The organism is Corynebacterium sp. MSK035 (genome assembly GCF_030232615.1).
In the GTDB taxonomy this organism is placed as follows: domain Bacteria; phylum Actinomycetota; class Actinomycetes; order Mycobacteriales; family Mycobacteriaceae; genus Corynebacterium; species Corynebacterium jeikeium_D.
The window spans coordinates 129903-144379 of the sequence record NZ_JASPJP010000007.1; the positions used below are offsets into that span (position 1 = coordinate 129903).

Here is a 14477-nt window from a genome sequence, read left to right on the forward strand (position 1 = left end):
TCAGGTGTCGAGTAATCTCGTGGATATGTTTATTCGCAGCCGTCGTCACGCAGCTTCTCGTCGATTTTTCGTAGCATCGACACTCTGCGTGACGGCGGCTTTGGCGTCTTCGTGCATGGCTCGCCCCTCGGACGCTCCGACTGTGCCCGGGCAGCAGGAAGCGCCGGTGCAGCAGGAAGACACCGCTGACCAGGCCAAAAAGATGCGTGAAGTCACGGTCGGTGTCGACGAGTTTGTCGAAGGCTTCAATCCGCATTTGCTTGCCGACGTCTCCCCGGTGACCAGCCTGGTAGCGCGACTGACACTGCCTAGTGTTTTCACCCCTGCGCCGGTAGAGGGCGAGGCTGGTGACGCTAGTGCCGCCGCGCAAGCTCCCGGAGTGGTGGATAACGCTGCCAATGCTCGCTCGGCAGGAGCTCCCCAATGGCTTCTCAACTCCGACTTGCTGGATTCCGTGCAGGTCATCGAGAGTGATGACAGCAAAGACGGTGACGCCAGAAACGGAGCTGGAAACGGGAAAGCGGCCGGTGTTGACATCACGGATCCGACGGTAGCGGCAGAGCATGTCCGCTACCGCATTCGAAAAGGGGCGCAGTGGAGCGATGGCACGCCAATCAGTGGCGAGGACTTCCGCTACCTATTTTCCCAAGTCACGTCCACGCCAGGATCGCTGGATACGGCGACTTATGAGCTGATTAAATCCATTGATGTCTCCGACGGTGGCCGTCAGATTGATGTGACGTTCACTCAGCCGATTACGCATTGGCAGCGCCTGTTTGCACATCTCTTGCCAGCGCATTTGATGCGGTCGAACACTGATGGTTTTTCCGAAGGGCTGGCCAGCCGTTTCCCGGCCTCCGGTGGGCAGTACACCGTCGAGTCGATGGATGTCGGCCGCAACATCATTCGACTGGTTCGAAATGACCGCTACTGGGGTGAGCAGCCAGCAGCCTCGGAGGTTATTACGCTGCGTGCCATGCGTAGTGCCATCGATGGTGCGGAGCAACTGCGGTCGAAGCAGATCCAGGCCGTGCAGGTCCGTCCGACGGAGACGTCTGAGCTGACGTACGGTCTGATCCCCGGTGTTGCTGAGTTCTTCCATGAGCCCAACCGGGAACTGGTTTTCAGTACCAACCTCGCGTCGAGCAGGCTTGCCGACGAATCCGTCCGCCGGGCCATTCTGAACACCATCAACGTTGCACAGGTCTCAGAGGTGGCCACCGGGCGCCGAATCGCAGGTGGCTCTGGTGACGGTCGTGACCAGGAGAAAACCGAGGCGCCACAGGCCGGTTTTACTGAGGACAATCCGCTACGAATCGGCATCATTAGCGACGGTATAGCGGCACGCGCTGCGGCTTTTGCGGTCGCTGACCAGTTGACTGCAGCTGGTATCCCCGCCACCGTTGTTTCGTATTCACCGGCGGACATGCTGCGTTCTTCGTTGCCCTACGGAACCGTCGATGCCGTGGTGGCATGGGCAGAGCAGCCCAATTCCGTCCAGGCGGCCCGGGAACGCTATGCGTGTACGGAAGGCTCGATCAGTTCGCTACCGCCGAAGGACTTGGATGAAGCAGGCGCAGAGTCGGCTACCGAGTCTGAGTCAGAATCCGAGTCTGAGTCTGAGGGCGTTGACAGTTCGACAAAACCTGCACCAAGTGAAGACCGGGGAAAGAGCGCTGAAGAGCAGAGCTCGCTGGACGGGACAACATCGTCTGAGCAGTCCACATCTTCTACCTCAGCAGAGCCGGCTGACCTCAGCGGAGTATCTGTCGCTCCGAAATCGGCTGCTCGGAGCGAGAATCTTTCCGGCCTTTGTGACCCGCAGGTTGATGAGCTGCTCGCTCCCGACAGTTCTGCGTTGCCCGCTGAACTCGCCGATATCATTGCTGGCCACAGTATCGAGCTGACCTTGGTGAAAGACGGCTTGCTGACGGTCGTCAGCCCGGAAATTACAATTACTGGGCGGAAGGACTCTTCGCAGTGGACCGATGACCCAGTGTTGGGCCGCCTCGGTGTTCTGGGCGAGGTTCGCCGAGTCGCGACGCAAAGCGGGACTCGAGAATCGTCTGAGAATTCTCAACCGGGAGATAGTCCGCGCGAAGATACTGAGCAGGACGGTTCGGGTCAGAACCAAGAAGTCCGCGATAACGCCGACCAGGAGAACAAGGGGAAGTAAGAAAGCCCGTGAAGTTACTTTTTGTTCACGCACATCCAGATGACGAGTCCATTTGGACAGGTGGTTTGATTGCGGCTGCCGCGCGCTCCGGAGCGTCGGTAAGCGTAGTGACCTGCACGATGGGCGAGCTGGGAGAGGTCATCGGCGCGCCGTACCAGGGGCTAGTTGCTGATGAAGCTGACCAGTTGGGCGGTTTCCGCGTCGCCGAGTTGCGCTCGGCGCTGCGTGCGCTGGGGGCCAATAGCCCAGACAATGCGCCACGTTTCCTCGGTGGTGCCGGGCGTTGGCGTGATTCCGGTATGGCAGGGGACAAGGGTAATGAGCATCCCCGTGCGTTCATGAACTCAGGTGATGAGGCGGTAGCCCAGCTTCGCACCATCCTCGATGAGCTGCAGCCAGACCTGGTCATTACCTACGATGCCGATGGTGGCTATGGGCACCCGGACCACATTCGCGCACACGATATCACTGTCGCGGCGTGCGGAAATCGCTTTCCGACGCTGTGGGCGGTCACCGATCGTGAGGCAATGGTGGCGGGGCTGGATGCCATTACCGTGGTGCCGGAGAGCTGGCAGGCATGCGATGTCGACGACTTCGCTACCGTGACCGGCCGTTTCGAGGTTCAGCTGGATGATGCCGCTGTGGCTGCCAAGGTTGAGGCCATGCGCGCGCATGCGACACAAGTGTGGTTCGCCGATGGTTCCGTTAGCGAGGTCAATCCTGATGCTGTCTATGGGCAGACCGACGGCTCTGGTCGTGCGCGAGCCGTCTGGGCGTTTTCCAATTTGCTGTGTCAGCCGGTGACACCGACTGAGGCATACCGTTTTGGTACGGCGACCGCTGCGTCCCTGGAAGAGCTGGGGGAGCTGGTGAATATCCAATTACTGCCAGAGCCGGTAGCGAGCGTCGACTCTGTACCGAGCGTGGATCTGGAAGCGGAGGGGAGTGCGGACGATGAGTAACCCTCAGCCTCACGAAAGCGAAGACTTGATTAACGCTGCTGGCGGAAAGTTGAAGAACGAGCGCTTGAGTATTGAAAAGCGCACATTCGGGGATGAGCGCTATTGGGGTGACCCGGAACGTTCGCAGCCACGCGAGAACTTCCATCAGGGGGAGGTCACAGTAGCGCTAGTCTGGCTGTCGCTGGCTGCGTTGGCAGCGTTGGTGATTGAAGTAGTTTTCCTCGGAGCGTGGATTACCATCGGCTCGGTTGCTATTCCGTTGCCGTGGACCATTCCGCTGGCCTATATTGCCAATCTGATTATCACCAACACAGCGTTGCTGTGGACACGCGATCGCTCCAAAGCTGCAATTCCGACTGTCATCTGGGTGCTGGGCTTTGCAGGCATTCTGCTGTGGGCAGTGCTGCCCTTCGGTGGGGACTTGGCAATGGGGCAGTGGTTGCGAACAGTGCTGCTGCTTGTTTGCGGTGTGCTGGGCGGTGCCTGGCCACTGCGCCATCTGCGGGCACTCTAGCGAAAACCGCAGCGGATACTGCAGGAGACGGTGAGGAATTGATACAGGGCAGGCCCGCATCAATGTGGCTCTTTCTGGAGCCAGTTGAAAACAACACCCACGTTGGGTGTAGACTCCAATCTGAATATACCGCTCTGTCTATTTTGCTCTGTTTCTCGTCGGAACGGCATAATCGACAGATAGCGAAAGCCTCATCCCATATCTTGTGAGAAAGGTTCTTAAACCTAAAACCATGACTTACATCATTGCCCAGCCATGTGTTGACGTCCTCGACCGTGCCTGTGTTGAAGAGTGCCCGGTTGACTGCATTTACGAGGGCAAGCGCATGCTTTACATTCACCCTGATGAGTGCGTGGACTGCGGCGCTTGTGAACCGGTCTGCCCAGTCGAGGCCATCTTCTACGAGGACGATGTTCCGGATGAGTGGGTTGAATTCATCGATGCCAATGTCGACTGGTTCGATGAGCTGGGTTCCCCGGGCGGTGCCGCCAAGCTCGGCCCCCAGGACTTCGATGTGCCATTCGTGGCAGCTCTGCCGCCGCAGGCAGAAGACTAAAACCACAGAGGACTAAAGCTATTTCTTTCCCGGGAAGGACTTCATCACCGCCCATGTCAGCTGCCCGCAAGCGCGTAACTCCCGGTTCTCTTTTACCTCAGTTTCCGTGGGATTCTCTCACGCAGGCGAAAGCCACTGCGGCTGCGCATGAAGAGGGCATGGTCAATCTCTCGGTCGGCACACCGGTCGATGAAGTCGCTCCGATAATTCGGAAGGGCCTTACCGAAGGTGCTGCCGCACCGGGTTACCCTCAGACCGTCGGCACGCCTGAGCTACGTGCTGCGATTGTTGCAGCGATGGCGCGGCGCTACGGCGTGACGGGACTGGAGTCAGCGGTCAATGGCGGCAATGTGCTTCCGGTCATCGGCACCAAGGAAGCGATTGGCTGGCTTCCCTTCCTCCTCGGCGTAGGCGCGGGGCACACCGTCGTCATCCCCGAGCTGGCATATCCCACCTACGAGGTCGGCGTTCGCATCGCAGGCGCTGAGCTGCTGCGTGCGGACTCGCTGACGCAAATCGGCCCCGCCTCGCCGACGCTGATGTTCATCAATTCCCCGGGCAACCCCAACGGCAAGGTCCTCGGTGTTGAACACCTGCGCAAGGTGGTTGAGTGGGCGCGTGCTCGGGACGTCGTTGTCGCCTCTGACGAGTGCTACCTGGGGCTCGGTTGGACTGAACAGCCAGTCAGTATTCTCGACCCGCGAGTGTGCGACGGTGATTTCACCAACCTGCTGGCTATTCACTCGCTGTCCAAGACGTCGAACATGGCGTCGTACCGCACCGGCTGGTTCGCTGGCGACGCGGACCTCATCGCCGAGCTGGTTTCCGTGCGCCGTCACATGGGGCTGATGATGCCGGGACCCATCCAGCACGCCACGATCGCCGCGCTTAACGACGACTCCCACGAGGCCGAACAAAAGCAGCGATACTGTGACCGCCGTGAGATTCTGCATGATGCACTGGTAGCCGCAGGTTTTCGTATCGATGACTCCGAGGGCGGGCTCTATCTGTGGGCTACGCGCGGGGAAGACTGCTGGCAGACCGTTGATTGGCTGGCCGAACACGGCATTTTGGTCGCGCCGGGTAGCTTCTACGGCCCCAAGGGTGCGCAGCACGTGCGGGTGGGGCTCACAGCAACGCTCAACGACATCGAAGTGGCGGCGGCGCGTATTCGCGGCTAGCCCCGGCCAGATGTGCTGGCCCGCGTAGGCCGAATGCTGCAAACGGTGCCGACATCGGCATAGACCAAATCATGAAAAAGGGAGTGTGCCGTGGGACGTGCCGCAGGCAATCGAGATGCGTGGTGGGGCCTTGAGAAGAACCGTCAGGCAGCGCAAGTCGATGCCGCCGCTCACGAGCGCGAGGAGTACATCCCCTTTGAGCCGGCAATCGTGGCCGACACCGATGAGTTTCTGGTCGTAGACAAGCCACCTTTTCTGCCGGCGACTCCCAATGGCCGCATCGTGGCCAATACCGTGCAGGAGCGACTGCGACGTAGTCTCGGGGAACCGGAGATAGTGGCCGTTCACCGCCTGGATCTTCTGACCAGTGGGCTGCTGTTGCTTTCCCGGAATCCGGCTACCCGTGCGCGCTACCAGCAGCTTTTCCAAAACCAGGAAATCACCAAAGAATACGAATGCCTCACCGTGATGCCCGATGATTGGCATGTGGGGGAAACCAGGGATGTCACGCTTCTGCTCGATCCCAACCCGGCGGGGCGCGGAGTAAAAGTCGTGGAGACCGACGATTTCGCTCGCGCTGCCGCGAAGAATCCCAAGTTCAAGCTCGCACGCACAACCGTGACCTTCCTCGGCCGAGTAGCCGCGGACATCGGCGATGTGCTGGCGAACAGCCATGGCGGTGGTGCGACCAGCACCAGCATTCCGCTGCACGCAGTCGGCTGTGGTTGTGGGCATTGCGGGAGTCGCATGCAGGTGGGGCGCTGGCGGCTACAGCCCCATACGGGCCGCACGCATCAGCTGCGGGCGACGATGGACTGGCTAGGCTATCCCATTCTCGGTGAGGACACCTATGGCCGGAAAGCGGGGGCGCAGGGGCCGTCGGCAAGCGCGGGCAGCGCGCCAAAGTACACGCCGCAGCTGCGATTGACGGCAACCGCGCTGGCCTTTGTCGACCCCGTCACTGGTGAGCGACGTACCTACCGGAGCGCGCGGAATATCGCGGCCCCGGCAGACGCGCCGAGCACCCTTAGTTAGCGTGCAGCTCCGCGCTGAGCTTCACCTTTTCGGCAGCCCACGGCACAACCTCGACTGCACCAGAGAGCGAGTTGCGGCGGAAGAGCATATTCGATCCGCCCGAGAGCTCGCGGGCCTTGAGCGTCTTCTTCACGCCGTCCAGGGCAACGTGGCACTTGGTGCCGGCAGTGATGTAGAGCCCGGCTTCGAGTACGCAGTCATCGCCGAGCGAGATTCCGAGTCCAGCGTTCGCACCGAGTAGGCATCGCTTGCCGACGGACACAACTTCCTTACCTCCACCGGATAGTGTGCCCATGATGGACGCACCACCGCCGATATCGGAGCCGTCGTCGACGACGACCCCCTGAGAGATACGGCCTTCCACCATGGAGTGTCCAAGCGTGCCTGCGTTGAAGTTGACGAAGCCCTCGTGCATGACTGTGGTGCCCTCTGCGAGATGGGCTCCAAGGCGCACGCGGTCAGCGTCACCGATGCGAACTCCGGTGGGAGTGACGTAGTCGACCATGCGGGGGAATTTATCGATGGAGTAGACGGTGACAGGCCCGCGGCGTGACAGCTTGGCTCGGGTTACCTCGAAGCCTTCGACAGCACAGGGGCCAAAATTCGTCCACACCACATTGTTGAGCTTGCCGAAGATGCCGTCCAGGTTGATGCTGTTGGGGGTGGCCAGGCGGTGGGACAGCAGATGGAGGCGCAGGTAGGCATCGATGGTGTCGACTGGTGCGTCATCGAGTGAAGCGATGGTAGCTGTGACCAGACGGCGGGTGGTGCCGCGGTCCGCATCGGCTACGGCCAGATCTGCGAGGTAGGTGAAATCTTCGGGCAGTGCGTCGGCGTCGATGGTTCCGGTCGTGGTGGAGGTTGCTGTGCCCTCCTCGATGAGCTTGGGGGCGGGGAACCAGACGTCGAGAACAGTATCGTTGTTAAAAGTGGCAATGCCGGTAGCTTGTGCTCCAAATTTCATGGAAAACAGGCTACCGGCATATCCCTATCTATGAAAAGTGTTCCGCAAATGTGTAGCAAGGAAATGTTCGGATAGGGGTAGCAGGGTGGTTAGGCCCTGCAGTCAGTTGCTAACGGCTAGTTGCTATCGCTGGACTCGAGAGCCTCGCGGGCCGCGGTGCGGCTCTTCTTAGTCAGTGCAGCGAGCACCGCGAGGAACGCAGTGACACACACAACGGCGATAACCTGCTGGCGAGCACCAGGATCGGTGAGCATGCCAACAGCGAGGCCCAGGATCAGGATGACCGCTACCCAGGACAGTGCCGGGTAGGCCCACATGCGAACGGAAAGCTCGTTGTTGGCCTCCATCTGCGGGCGCAGCTTAATCTCGGACAGGGCGATAACCAGCCAGATCACCAGCAAGCAGCCGCCGACAGCGTTCAGCAGGAAGACCAGGACACTCGAGCCGTCGAAGACAACCTGCAGGCCAACGGAGACGAAGGCGAAGACCATCGACATGATGACCGCACGGTTCGGAACTGCGCCCTCATTGGTGTGGGCGAAGAAGCGCGGTGCCTCACCGCGGGTGGACATCGAGTAGACCAGGCGAGAGGTTGCGTAAATCTGAGCGTTGAACGCGGACAGCAGCGCCAGAACGATAATGGCCTCCATGAAGCCAACGGCACCCGGAATGTTCGCCTGCTTCAGAACCTGGGTGAACGGCGACTCAGCTGCGGAGTCAGCGCCGTCAATCTGGGAGTACGGCAACAGCAGGATGATGACGGTCACGCAGCCCAGGTAGAACACAGAGATGCGGAAGATTACCGAGCGGACAGCAGCAGCGATGGAGCGCTGCGGATCTTCAGCCTCAGCAGCGGCAATTGTGACAATCTCGATACCGCCGAAGGCGAAGGCCACGGCCAACAGACCAGCGGCAATGCCGGACACGCCATTCGGGAGGAATCCGGACTCGGCAATATGCGTCGTACCGACGAAGCTGGTGCCTGGCAGCAGACCGAAGAAAAGAAGAACGCCAATGACCAGGAACGCGATAATCACCGCGACCTTGATGAACGCGAACCAGAACTCGAACTCGCCGAAACCGCGCACATTCGCCAAATTCACTACAGCGAAGAAGACAACACAGATCAGGCCTGGAATCCAGCCCGGAATACCGAACCACGCACCCATGATGGCACCGGCGCCGGTGATCTCAGCACCGAGCACCATGATGAGCATGAACCAGTAGAGCCAGCCGAGGACAAAGCCAGCCGAGGAACCAAAGGCCATCTCGGCATAGGTGGAGAAGCTACCCGGTGTCGGGCGGGCAGCGGCCATCTCGCCGAGCATCTGCATGACGAGGACGACAATGAAGCCAGCGATGACATAGGAAACTAGAACACCCGGGCCAGCTGCCTTAATGCCGACGCCCGTACCAAGGAAAAGACCGGCACCGATTGCGGAGCCAAGACCCATCATGGTCAGGTGTCGAACCTGCAGCCCCTTGCCCAGCTGAGCTGTCTCGCCGGAGGTGGAGGTAATTTGCGATTCGGTCATGCCGCAAACATTACCTCGCTGATAACAGGGGCAATAACCGTATTACGGGTTTACCCCCATTCACCGTTTTGGGGTCAACTAATGTGCCTTCACGAGCACCGAAAGTAGGTTATCCGGCCAGCTCATCCGGCACGTCGGCAAGCTGAGCGAAAGCAGCGGCACCTTCGTCATTGCCCGGGCGTTCCGTGCGGCGGACGCACACCGCCGAGTGGTCCGGGTGATGGTAGAAGTGCATGTTGTCGCGGCCCGAAATTTCCCATGCCTGAATACGGCGGTTCTCCGCGGGGACATCGATGGGCGTATCGGGGGCAATGAGGATGCTTCGGTCAATAATGCAGTCATTACCGAGGCTGACGCCGACGGTGCCGGCCGCGATATCGATGTGGCAGCGCTCGCCAACCGTGAGCGGCTTACGCTGACCGGAATCGTCATGAGCGGCAATGATGGAGGCCGACAGTCCCACCTTCGTGTGCGCGCCAATGACGACACCGGAGGATAGACGTCCCTCAATCTTGCATGGGCCCAGAGTGCCCGAGTTCAGCGAGACAAATCCCTCGCGCAGTACGGACGTACCCGGTGCCAAGTAAGCGCCCAACCGCACGCGCTCGGCCTCTGCAATGCGCACACCGGCGGGCAGCACATAATCGACCATGCGCGGCATGCGGTCGATGGCGTAGACGTGAATCAGACCGCGGACGCGCAAGTGGGTGCGCAGTTGCTCGAAGTTGTCCGGCAGACATGGCCCCTTGTTGGTCCACGCCACCACATGGAGTAGCTCGTAGAGCCCCTTGGTGTTTAGCTGGTGCGGCTTGACCAGGCGGTGGGAGAGCAAATGCAGGCGCAGGTAGGCATCGTGCGGGTCGACAGCAGGCTTGGACAAATCCTCAATGGACGTGCGCACTGCCACCTGCTCCACGCGGCGATCCTCGTCCAAAATCACCTGACGAAGCAACTGTGGGGTCAGATCAGCGGCGCCGAGCCGGTGAGTGCTCGATTCTACGACCTCATCGCTTAACTGAGGTGCGGGAAACCAAGTATCGAGAACTGTACCGTCCATTGCGATATTGGCGATTCCCGTAGCGACAGCACCAGATGTAATCATGATTCTTAATATTAGTATCCCTTAGAGGAATCTTCGCGGAAGGATGAACTATGCCCCTAGCTGGCCTTGAAAGCACACAGAAAATGAAGCAGTGGTTCTTAGTTAGCCTCATCATTGCTGTTAGTGTGCTCGGACTCGGCTTCGTCCTGGCCGTGCCGGTGGTCTTCTATGTCGGATTCGCACTGCTGAGTGCTTGGATTCTTGCCGTAGCCAGCTTCTTTGGTTTCGTTTTGCCACCGCGAGCAATGCCAATTGGGGCAGTCGGCGTGGTGATTGCCGCAGTGGTTGCGCTCATCGCGCCGAACCGTCTTGTGCTGGTTATCGCAGTTGCCATCGCAGTGGGGCTCGGTGGTGGCATGATCGCCCGTCTTCTGCTGGAGCGCAAGAACCGCGATCAGCAGGCACGCATCGACGCTCTGCCGATGTGGGAGCGCGATGAGCTGGGCGATGTCGCCGAAACGCTTCGTCCTGCTTATCGACGAGACATCGATCCCACTCCAGTGCAGCTGCCACATGCAACGGCCAAGATTGTCGCGGCCGTCTGCAAGCCGTTGGCCGGTTCTACGGTGATCGTCAGCACGAATGAGCTGCGTCCGGTGATTGCGGTCTATGGCTCCCGTGTGGCTGTGGTCTATGGACCCGGCGCGGGCGTTGTCGAGGAAGAAAGCGGCAACGGAGAGGTGACCGATAATGCGGGGGAGGAGCGGGCGCTGGGGTCGTCGGCAAGCGAAACTCCGGAGGAAATCATTGCTCAAACTCTCCCGGAAGGAGCGAAAACCCTGGTCTTTGAGGTGGCTGATGGGCTTAAGCGTCCGGCGGAGGGGAGAATTGGTGTGACCTCCGCCGAACCGCATGAGCTGGCGCTGTTCCTCGGCGGTGGCGCGCCTGCCAATGGGGATGCGATCAATGGTCGTGCGGCGCATATTCATCATAAAATTCTGGTTTCGCTGGCGCACAACGGTTTGTACGCTTAATTGATGTGAAATCGAAGTTAAATCTGCTCCAAGATCCTGTAGACCTCACGGCGGCACTGGTCGACATCGAATCGGTGTCCCACAATGAGACCGCGATTGCGGATGCCGTCGAGGTGGCATTGCGTGAGGTAGCGCAGGCAGATAAGTCGATTGAGGTCCTGCGCATCGATAACAACGTGATTGCACGGACTCATCGTGGATTGCCGCAGCGTGTGATTCTGGCCGGGCACCTGGATACGGTGCCGACTGCGGACAATGTGCCTTCGACGCGTGGGGTAGACGCGCAGGGAAGAGACACGCTCTTTGGCTGCGGAACTGTGGATATGAAAAGCGGGGACGCGGTCTATCTGCATGCTTTTGCGACGCTAGCGGCAAGCCAGGAGCTGCAGCGCGACCTGACGCTCATCATGTACGAATGCGAAGAAATCGCCGCGGAGTTCAACGGGGTGCGGCACTTGAGTGAGTCGCATCCGGAGCTTCTGACTGGCGATGTCGCTCTGCTGGGCGAGCCCAGCGGCAATGTCATCGAAGCCGGTTGTCAGGGCTCTATTCGCCTGCGTTTGACCGCTCACGGCACACGTGCGCACTCGGCTCGGGCGTGGCTCGGCGACAATGCCGTGCACAAGTTAGCGCCGGTGCTGTCACGCATTGCCGCCTATGAACCGCAGACTGTGGACATTGACGGCTTGGCCTACCGCGAAGGGCTCAACGTCGTCTGGCTGGAGGCCGGGGTTGCTACCAATACGCTTCCCGACGAGGCGGTGCTGCGAGTCAACTTCCGATTCGCGCCCAACCGCAGCGCCGATGAGGCTATGGCACACTTCCGCGAGGTGCTGGGGCTCGACGAGTTCGCGGCCGAGGACCTCACCGTCGATGTCGAGGATGTGAGCCCTGGGGCGCTGCCTGGACTGCATGCGGCTGCTGCGAAGGAGTTGGTTGCGGTCGCAGGCGACGTCGTAAAGCCCAAGTTTGGGTGGACCGATGTGGCGCGTTTTTCGGCGCTCGGCATTCCCGCGGTGAACTTTGGCCCGGGTGACCCGGCGTACTGCCACAAGAAGGATGAGCAGATTCCGGTCGAGTGCATAGCGGCACTGTGGGAGGATTTGCGGCGGTACTTGACCACCGCGCCGGTGGCTGAGTGAGCCTAGAATCACACCCCGCCCTCGCCGAGCGGGTGCGCGTATGTCATTGCTGGCATACATTGTGAGGTTATGAAACCTGTACGTACTCCGTCCCCAGCTAAGCGCCGTGCACTCCGCGGCCCAATCGCGATCCGACAGGCGGGCGAACCGCAGGCGTCTACGACCGACCGCAGGCTGTTGTCACACAATCCGAACACGGACTGGCTGCACAACGATACCTGGCGTGTGCTGCGCATTCAGTCGGAGTTCGTTGACGGCTTTGGTGCGTTGGCGGAAATCCCGCCGGCGGTGACGGTATATGGTTCGGCACGTCTGCCAGAGGACAGCCCTTACTACCAGTGGGGCTTCGACCTGGGCAAGGCGCTGGCGGAGGCGGGTTACGCGACCATCACTGGTGGCGGCCCGGGCATCATGGAAGCCGCCAACCGCGGCTGCTACGACGCCGACGGCCTGTCCATTGGGTTGGGCATTGAGCTGCCGCACGAGCAGCACTTGAATGACTGGGTCGACCTGGGCATGAACTTCCGCTACTTCTTCGTGCGGAAGACCATGTTCCTGAAGTATTCGCAGGCGTTTATTTGCCTGCCGGGTGGTTTCGGCACGCTCGATGAACTTTTTGAGTCACTGGTGATGGTGCAGACCGAGAAGGTGGAAAATCACCCAATCGTGCTGCTCGGCACTGAGTTCTGGTCGGGGCTGGTTGATTGGATGCGTGAGAAACTGGTGGCCATGGAGCTGATTTCTCCGACAGATATGAACCTTTTTCTGGTCACCGACTCCATTGAAGAAGCAGTCGAGTACATCGAGGCCGCGCACGAAAAATTGATGGAAGAGTGTGAGCCAACCTCTGACGTTCTCGAAAAGCTCCGCCGAGTCCGTCGCTTCAGCGAGAGGTAAGACGCTGTGCAGAGTTTTTATCAGGGCTCCGCGGTGCCGACGGTGATGGCCATCGTCAATCGCACCCCGGATTCCTTCTATGACCGTGGCGCAACGGCTGCGGAGGAGGCCGCGCTCGCTCGCGTCGACGAAGTTGTTGCGGCAGGCGCGGGCATTGTTGACATCGGCGGCGTCAAGGCCGGTATCGGTGCGGAAGTAACTGTTGCTGAGGAAATTGAGCGCGTGGTGCCGACCATCGCGAAGGTCCGCGAACGCTATCCTGACCTGCACATAAGCGTCGACACCTGGCGCGCCGAAGTCGGGGAAGCCGCCATCAAAGCTGGCGCCAACCTCATCAACGACACTTGGGCAGGCCATGACCCGGAGCTGCTGGAAGTCGCTGGCGCCCACGGGATGGGTTACGTCTGCTCGCACACCGGTGGAGCACTGCCACGCACCAATCCGGTTCGCGTGCGTTACGACGACGTCGTGGACGATGTCATCTCAGAAACCGGCAAGCTCGCCCAGAGGGCAGTGGACGCTGGCGTGCCGGAGGACCGCATCCTCATCGATCCCACCCACGACTTTGGCAAGAACACCTACCACGGCCTCGAGCTTCTGCGGCGCTGCAATGAGCTCGTGGCTACAGGCTGGCCGGTGCTCATGGCGCTGTCGAATAAGGACTTCGTCGGTGAGACTTTGGACCGCCCGGTCGAGCAGCGTGTGCCCGGCACCTTGGCTGCGACCGCCCATGCGGCAGCTGCCGGCGTGGCGGTGTTCCGTTCGCATCAGGTGTCCGAAACTCTTGATGTTTGCCGTATGACTCTGGCTATTTCCGGTGATTTTGCACCACTGCATCCGGTGCGTGGGCTGGTGTAAGGGGCGTAGTTTGAGGCGCTTCACCCATGCCGCTGCGTGAAACAAAGGACTATGATGAAGAGAAGTAGTCGAAAATGCCGACAGGGATTCTAAACCGGGATCTTGAGCCGGGGTCGTAGACCGAGGTCTTGAACCGGGATTGTCAATCTCCTGGCTACCACAGCCGAGCTGGGGTGGCTGGTCGTCTCCTGCATCGACATTGTCTTAGAACGAAGGAGTTCACATGGCAGCAATGAAGCCGCGTACCGGTGATGGTCCGCTGGAGGCAGTTAAAGAGGGCAAGAAGATTGTAATGCGCGTCCCCGCAGATGGTGGTGGGCGCCTGGTGGTGGAACTGTCCCCGGAGGAAGCCAAGGAGCTCGGTGCAGAGCTTGTAGCAGTAGTGGAGTAGCAGAGTAGTGGGGTAGTGGCCGGGTCTGACCGGTCTTGACCCAGCGGCGACCTACACAGGTGGTGTAGGTCGCCTTTTCTTCTTCAGGTGATAACGGCTCGAATGAGGGTTTAGGGTTAAGTAGCAAAAAGTGTGTCTGACTTTCAGCATTACTGCTGATTAGGCTGGGTAAATCGGGCGGATATAAGCA

14 protein-coding genes are annotated in these 14477 nt (G+C 60.0%); 11 read left to right on the forward strand and 3 right to left on the reverse strand.

Annotation, left to right across the window (positions count from 1 at the left end; genetic code table 11):
- Positions 1–25: 25 nt before the first annotated feature.
- The 6 genes from QP978_RS06315 (at position 26) to QP978_RS06340 (ending at position 6424) form a co-directional block, all read left to right on the forward strand.
- The gene (locus tag QP978_RS06315) at positions 26–2176 is read left to right on the forward strand and encodes an ABC transporter family substrate-binding protein (RefSeq protein WP_187400435.1); all 2151 of its coding nucleotides are present in this window, start codon (positions 26–28) and stop codon (positions 2174–2176) included.
- Positions 2177–2184: 8 nt separating this feature from the next.
- Positions 2185–3138, forward strand: coding sequence for an N-acetyl-1-D-myo-inositol-2-amino-2-deoxy-alpha-D-glucopyranoside deacetylase (mshB, locus tag QP978_RS06320; protein ID WP_049193660.1), 954 nt, complete (start codon positions 2185–2187; stop codon positions 3136–3138).
- Positions 3131–3652, forward strand: a complete 522-nt coding sequence (locus QP978_RS06325; RefSeq protein ID WP_016422392.1) for a hypothetical protein — start codon at positions 3131–3133, stop codon at positions 3650–3652. The genes mshB and QP978_RS06325 overlap by 8 nt, the downstream gene beginning before the upstream one ends.
- A gap of 232 nt (positions 3653–3884) precedes the next feature.
- Positions 3885–4208, forward strand: a complete 324-nt coding sequence (gene fdxA, locus QP978_RS06330; protein ID WP_005509435.1) for a ferredoxin — start codon at positions 3885–3887, stop codon at positions 4206–4208.
- Between the two features lie 53 nt (positions 4209–4261).
- Positions 4262–5389 (forward strand): succinyldiaminopimelate transaminase, encoded by a 1128-nt coding sequence (dapC, locus tag QP978_RS06335; protein ID WP_284856979.1) that lies wholly within the window; start codon positions 4262–4264, stop codon positions 5387–5389.
- A gap of 90 nt (positions 5390–5479) precedes the next feature.
- Entirely contained in the window at positions 5480–6424 is a 945-nt protein-coding gene (locus tag QP978_RS06340; RefSeq protein WP_284856980.1) for a pseudouridine synthase, read from the forward strand.
- On the opposite strand, the gene dapD is transcribed toward QP978_RS06340, so the two are convergent.
- The 3 genes from dapD to QP978_RS06355 form a co-directional block, all read right to left on the reverse strand.
- On the reverse strand, positions 6417–7388 hold the full coding sequence (gene dapD, locus QP978_RS06345; protein ID WP_016422395.1) for a 2,3,4,5-tetrahydropyridine-2,6-dicarboxylate N-succinyltransferase: 972 nt from the start codon (positions 7386–7388) through the stop codon (positions 6417–6419). The genes QP978_RS06340 and dapD overlap by 8 nt on opposite strands.
- 116 nt (positions 7389–7504) lie before the next feature.
- Complete coding sequence (locus tag QP978_RS06350) at positions 7505–8908, reverse strand: amino acid permease (protein WP_275042051.1); 1404 nt, start codon at positions 8906–8908, stop codon at positions 7505–7507.
- Between the two features lie 124 nt (positions 8909–9032).
- On the reverse strand, positions 9033–10025 hold the full coding sequence (locus QP978_RS06355) for a 2,3,4,5-tetrahydropyridine-2,6-dicarboxylate N-succinyltransferase (RefSeq protein ID WP_049193666.1): 993 nt from the start codon (positions 10023–10025) through the stop codon (positions 9033–9035).
- Between the two features lie 83 nt (positions 10026–10108).
- Here QP978_RS06355 and QP978_RS06360 point away from each other — a divergent pair, with 83 nt between their 5' ends.
- The 5 genes from QP978_RS06360 to QP978_RS06380 all read left to right on the forward strand — a co-directional run bounded on the left by QP978_RS06360 (position 10109) and on the right by QP978_RS06380 (position 14287).
- Positions 10109–10999 carry a hypothetical protein gene (locus tag QP978_RS06360; RefSeq protein ID WP_241482417.1) on the forward strand — a complete coding sequence of 297 codons (891 nt, stop codon included), beginning with the start codon at positions 10109–10111 and terminating at the stop codon, positions 10997–10999.
- Positions 11000–11004: 5 nt separating this feature from the next.
- Entirely contained in the window at positions 11005–12141 is a 1137-nt protein-coding gene (gene dapE / locus QP978_RS06365) for a succinyl-diaminopimelate desuccinylase (RefSeq protein WP_284856981.1), read from the forward strand.
- Positions 12142–12210: 69 nt separating this feature from the next.
- Positions 12211–13038, forward strand: a complete 828-nt coding sequence (locus QP978_RS06370) for an LOG family protein (RefSeq protein WP_284856982.1) — start codon at positions 12211–12213, stop codon at positions 13036–13038.
- 45 nt (positions 13039–13083) lie between these two features.
- A complete protein-coding gene (gene folP, locus QP978_RS06375; RefSeq protein ID WP_048732864.1) occupies positions 13084–13896 on the forward strand; it encodes a dihydropteroate synthase in 813 nt (270 codons plus the stop codon).
- A gap of 223 nt (positions 13897–14119) precedes the next feature.
- Entirely contained in the window at positions 14120–14287 is a 168-nt protein-coding gene (locus tag QP978_RS06380) for a DUF3117 domain-containing protein (protein ID WP_005509573.1), read from the forward strand.
- The last annotated feature ends 190 nt before the right edge of the window (positions 14288–14477 follow it).

Coding starts and splice junctions, on each gene's coding strand:
- QP978_RS06315 (WP_187400435.1), top strand. CDS start 26: ATGTTTATTCGCAGCCGTCGTCACGCAGCTTCTCGTCGATTTTTCGTA.
- QP978_RS06325 (WP_016422392.1), top strand. CDS start 3,131: ATGAGTAACCCTCAGCCTCACGAAAGCGAAGACTTGATTAACGCTGCT.
- fdxA (WP_005509435.1), top strand. CDS start 3,885: ATGACTTACATCATTGCCCAGCCATGTGTTGACGTCCTCGACCGTGCC.
- dapC (WP_284856979.1), top strand. CDS start 4,262: ATGTCAGCTGCCCGCAAGCGCGTAACTCCCGGTTCTCTTTTACCTCAG.
- dapD (WP_016422395.1), bottom strand. CDS start 7,388: ATGAAATTTGGAGCACAAGCTACCGGCATTGCCACTTTTAACAACGAT.
- QP978_RS06355 (WP_049193666.1), bottom strand. CDS start 10,025: ATGATTACATCTGGTGCTGTCGCTACGGGAATCGCCAATATCGCAATG.
- QP978_RS06360 (WP_241482417.1), top strand. CDS start 10,109: ATGAAGCAGTGGTTCTTAGTTAGCCTCATCATTGCTGTTAGTGTGCTC.
- QP978_RS06370 (WP_284856982.1), top strand. CDS start 12,211: ATGAAACCTGTACGTACTCCGTCCCCAGCTAAGCGCCGTGCACTCCGC.
- folP (WP_048732864.1), top strand. CDS start 13,084: ATGGCCATCGTCAATCGCACCCCGGATTCCTTCTATGACCGTGGCGCA.
- QP978_RS06380 (WP_005509573.1), top strand. CDS start 14,120: ATGGCAGCAATGAAGCCGCGTACCGGTGATGGTCCGCTGGAGGCAGTT.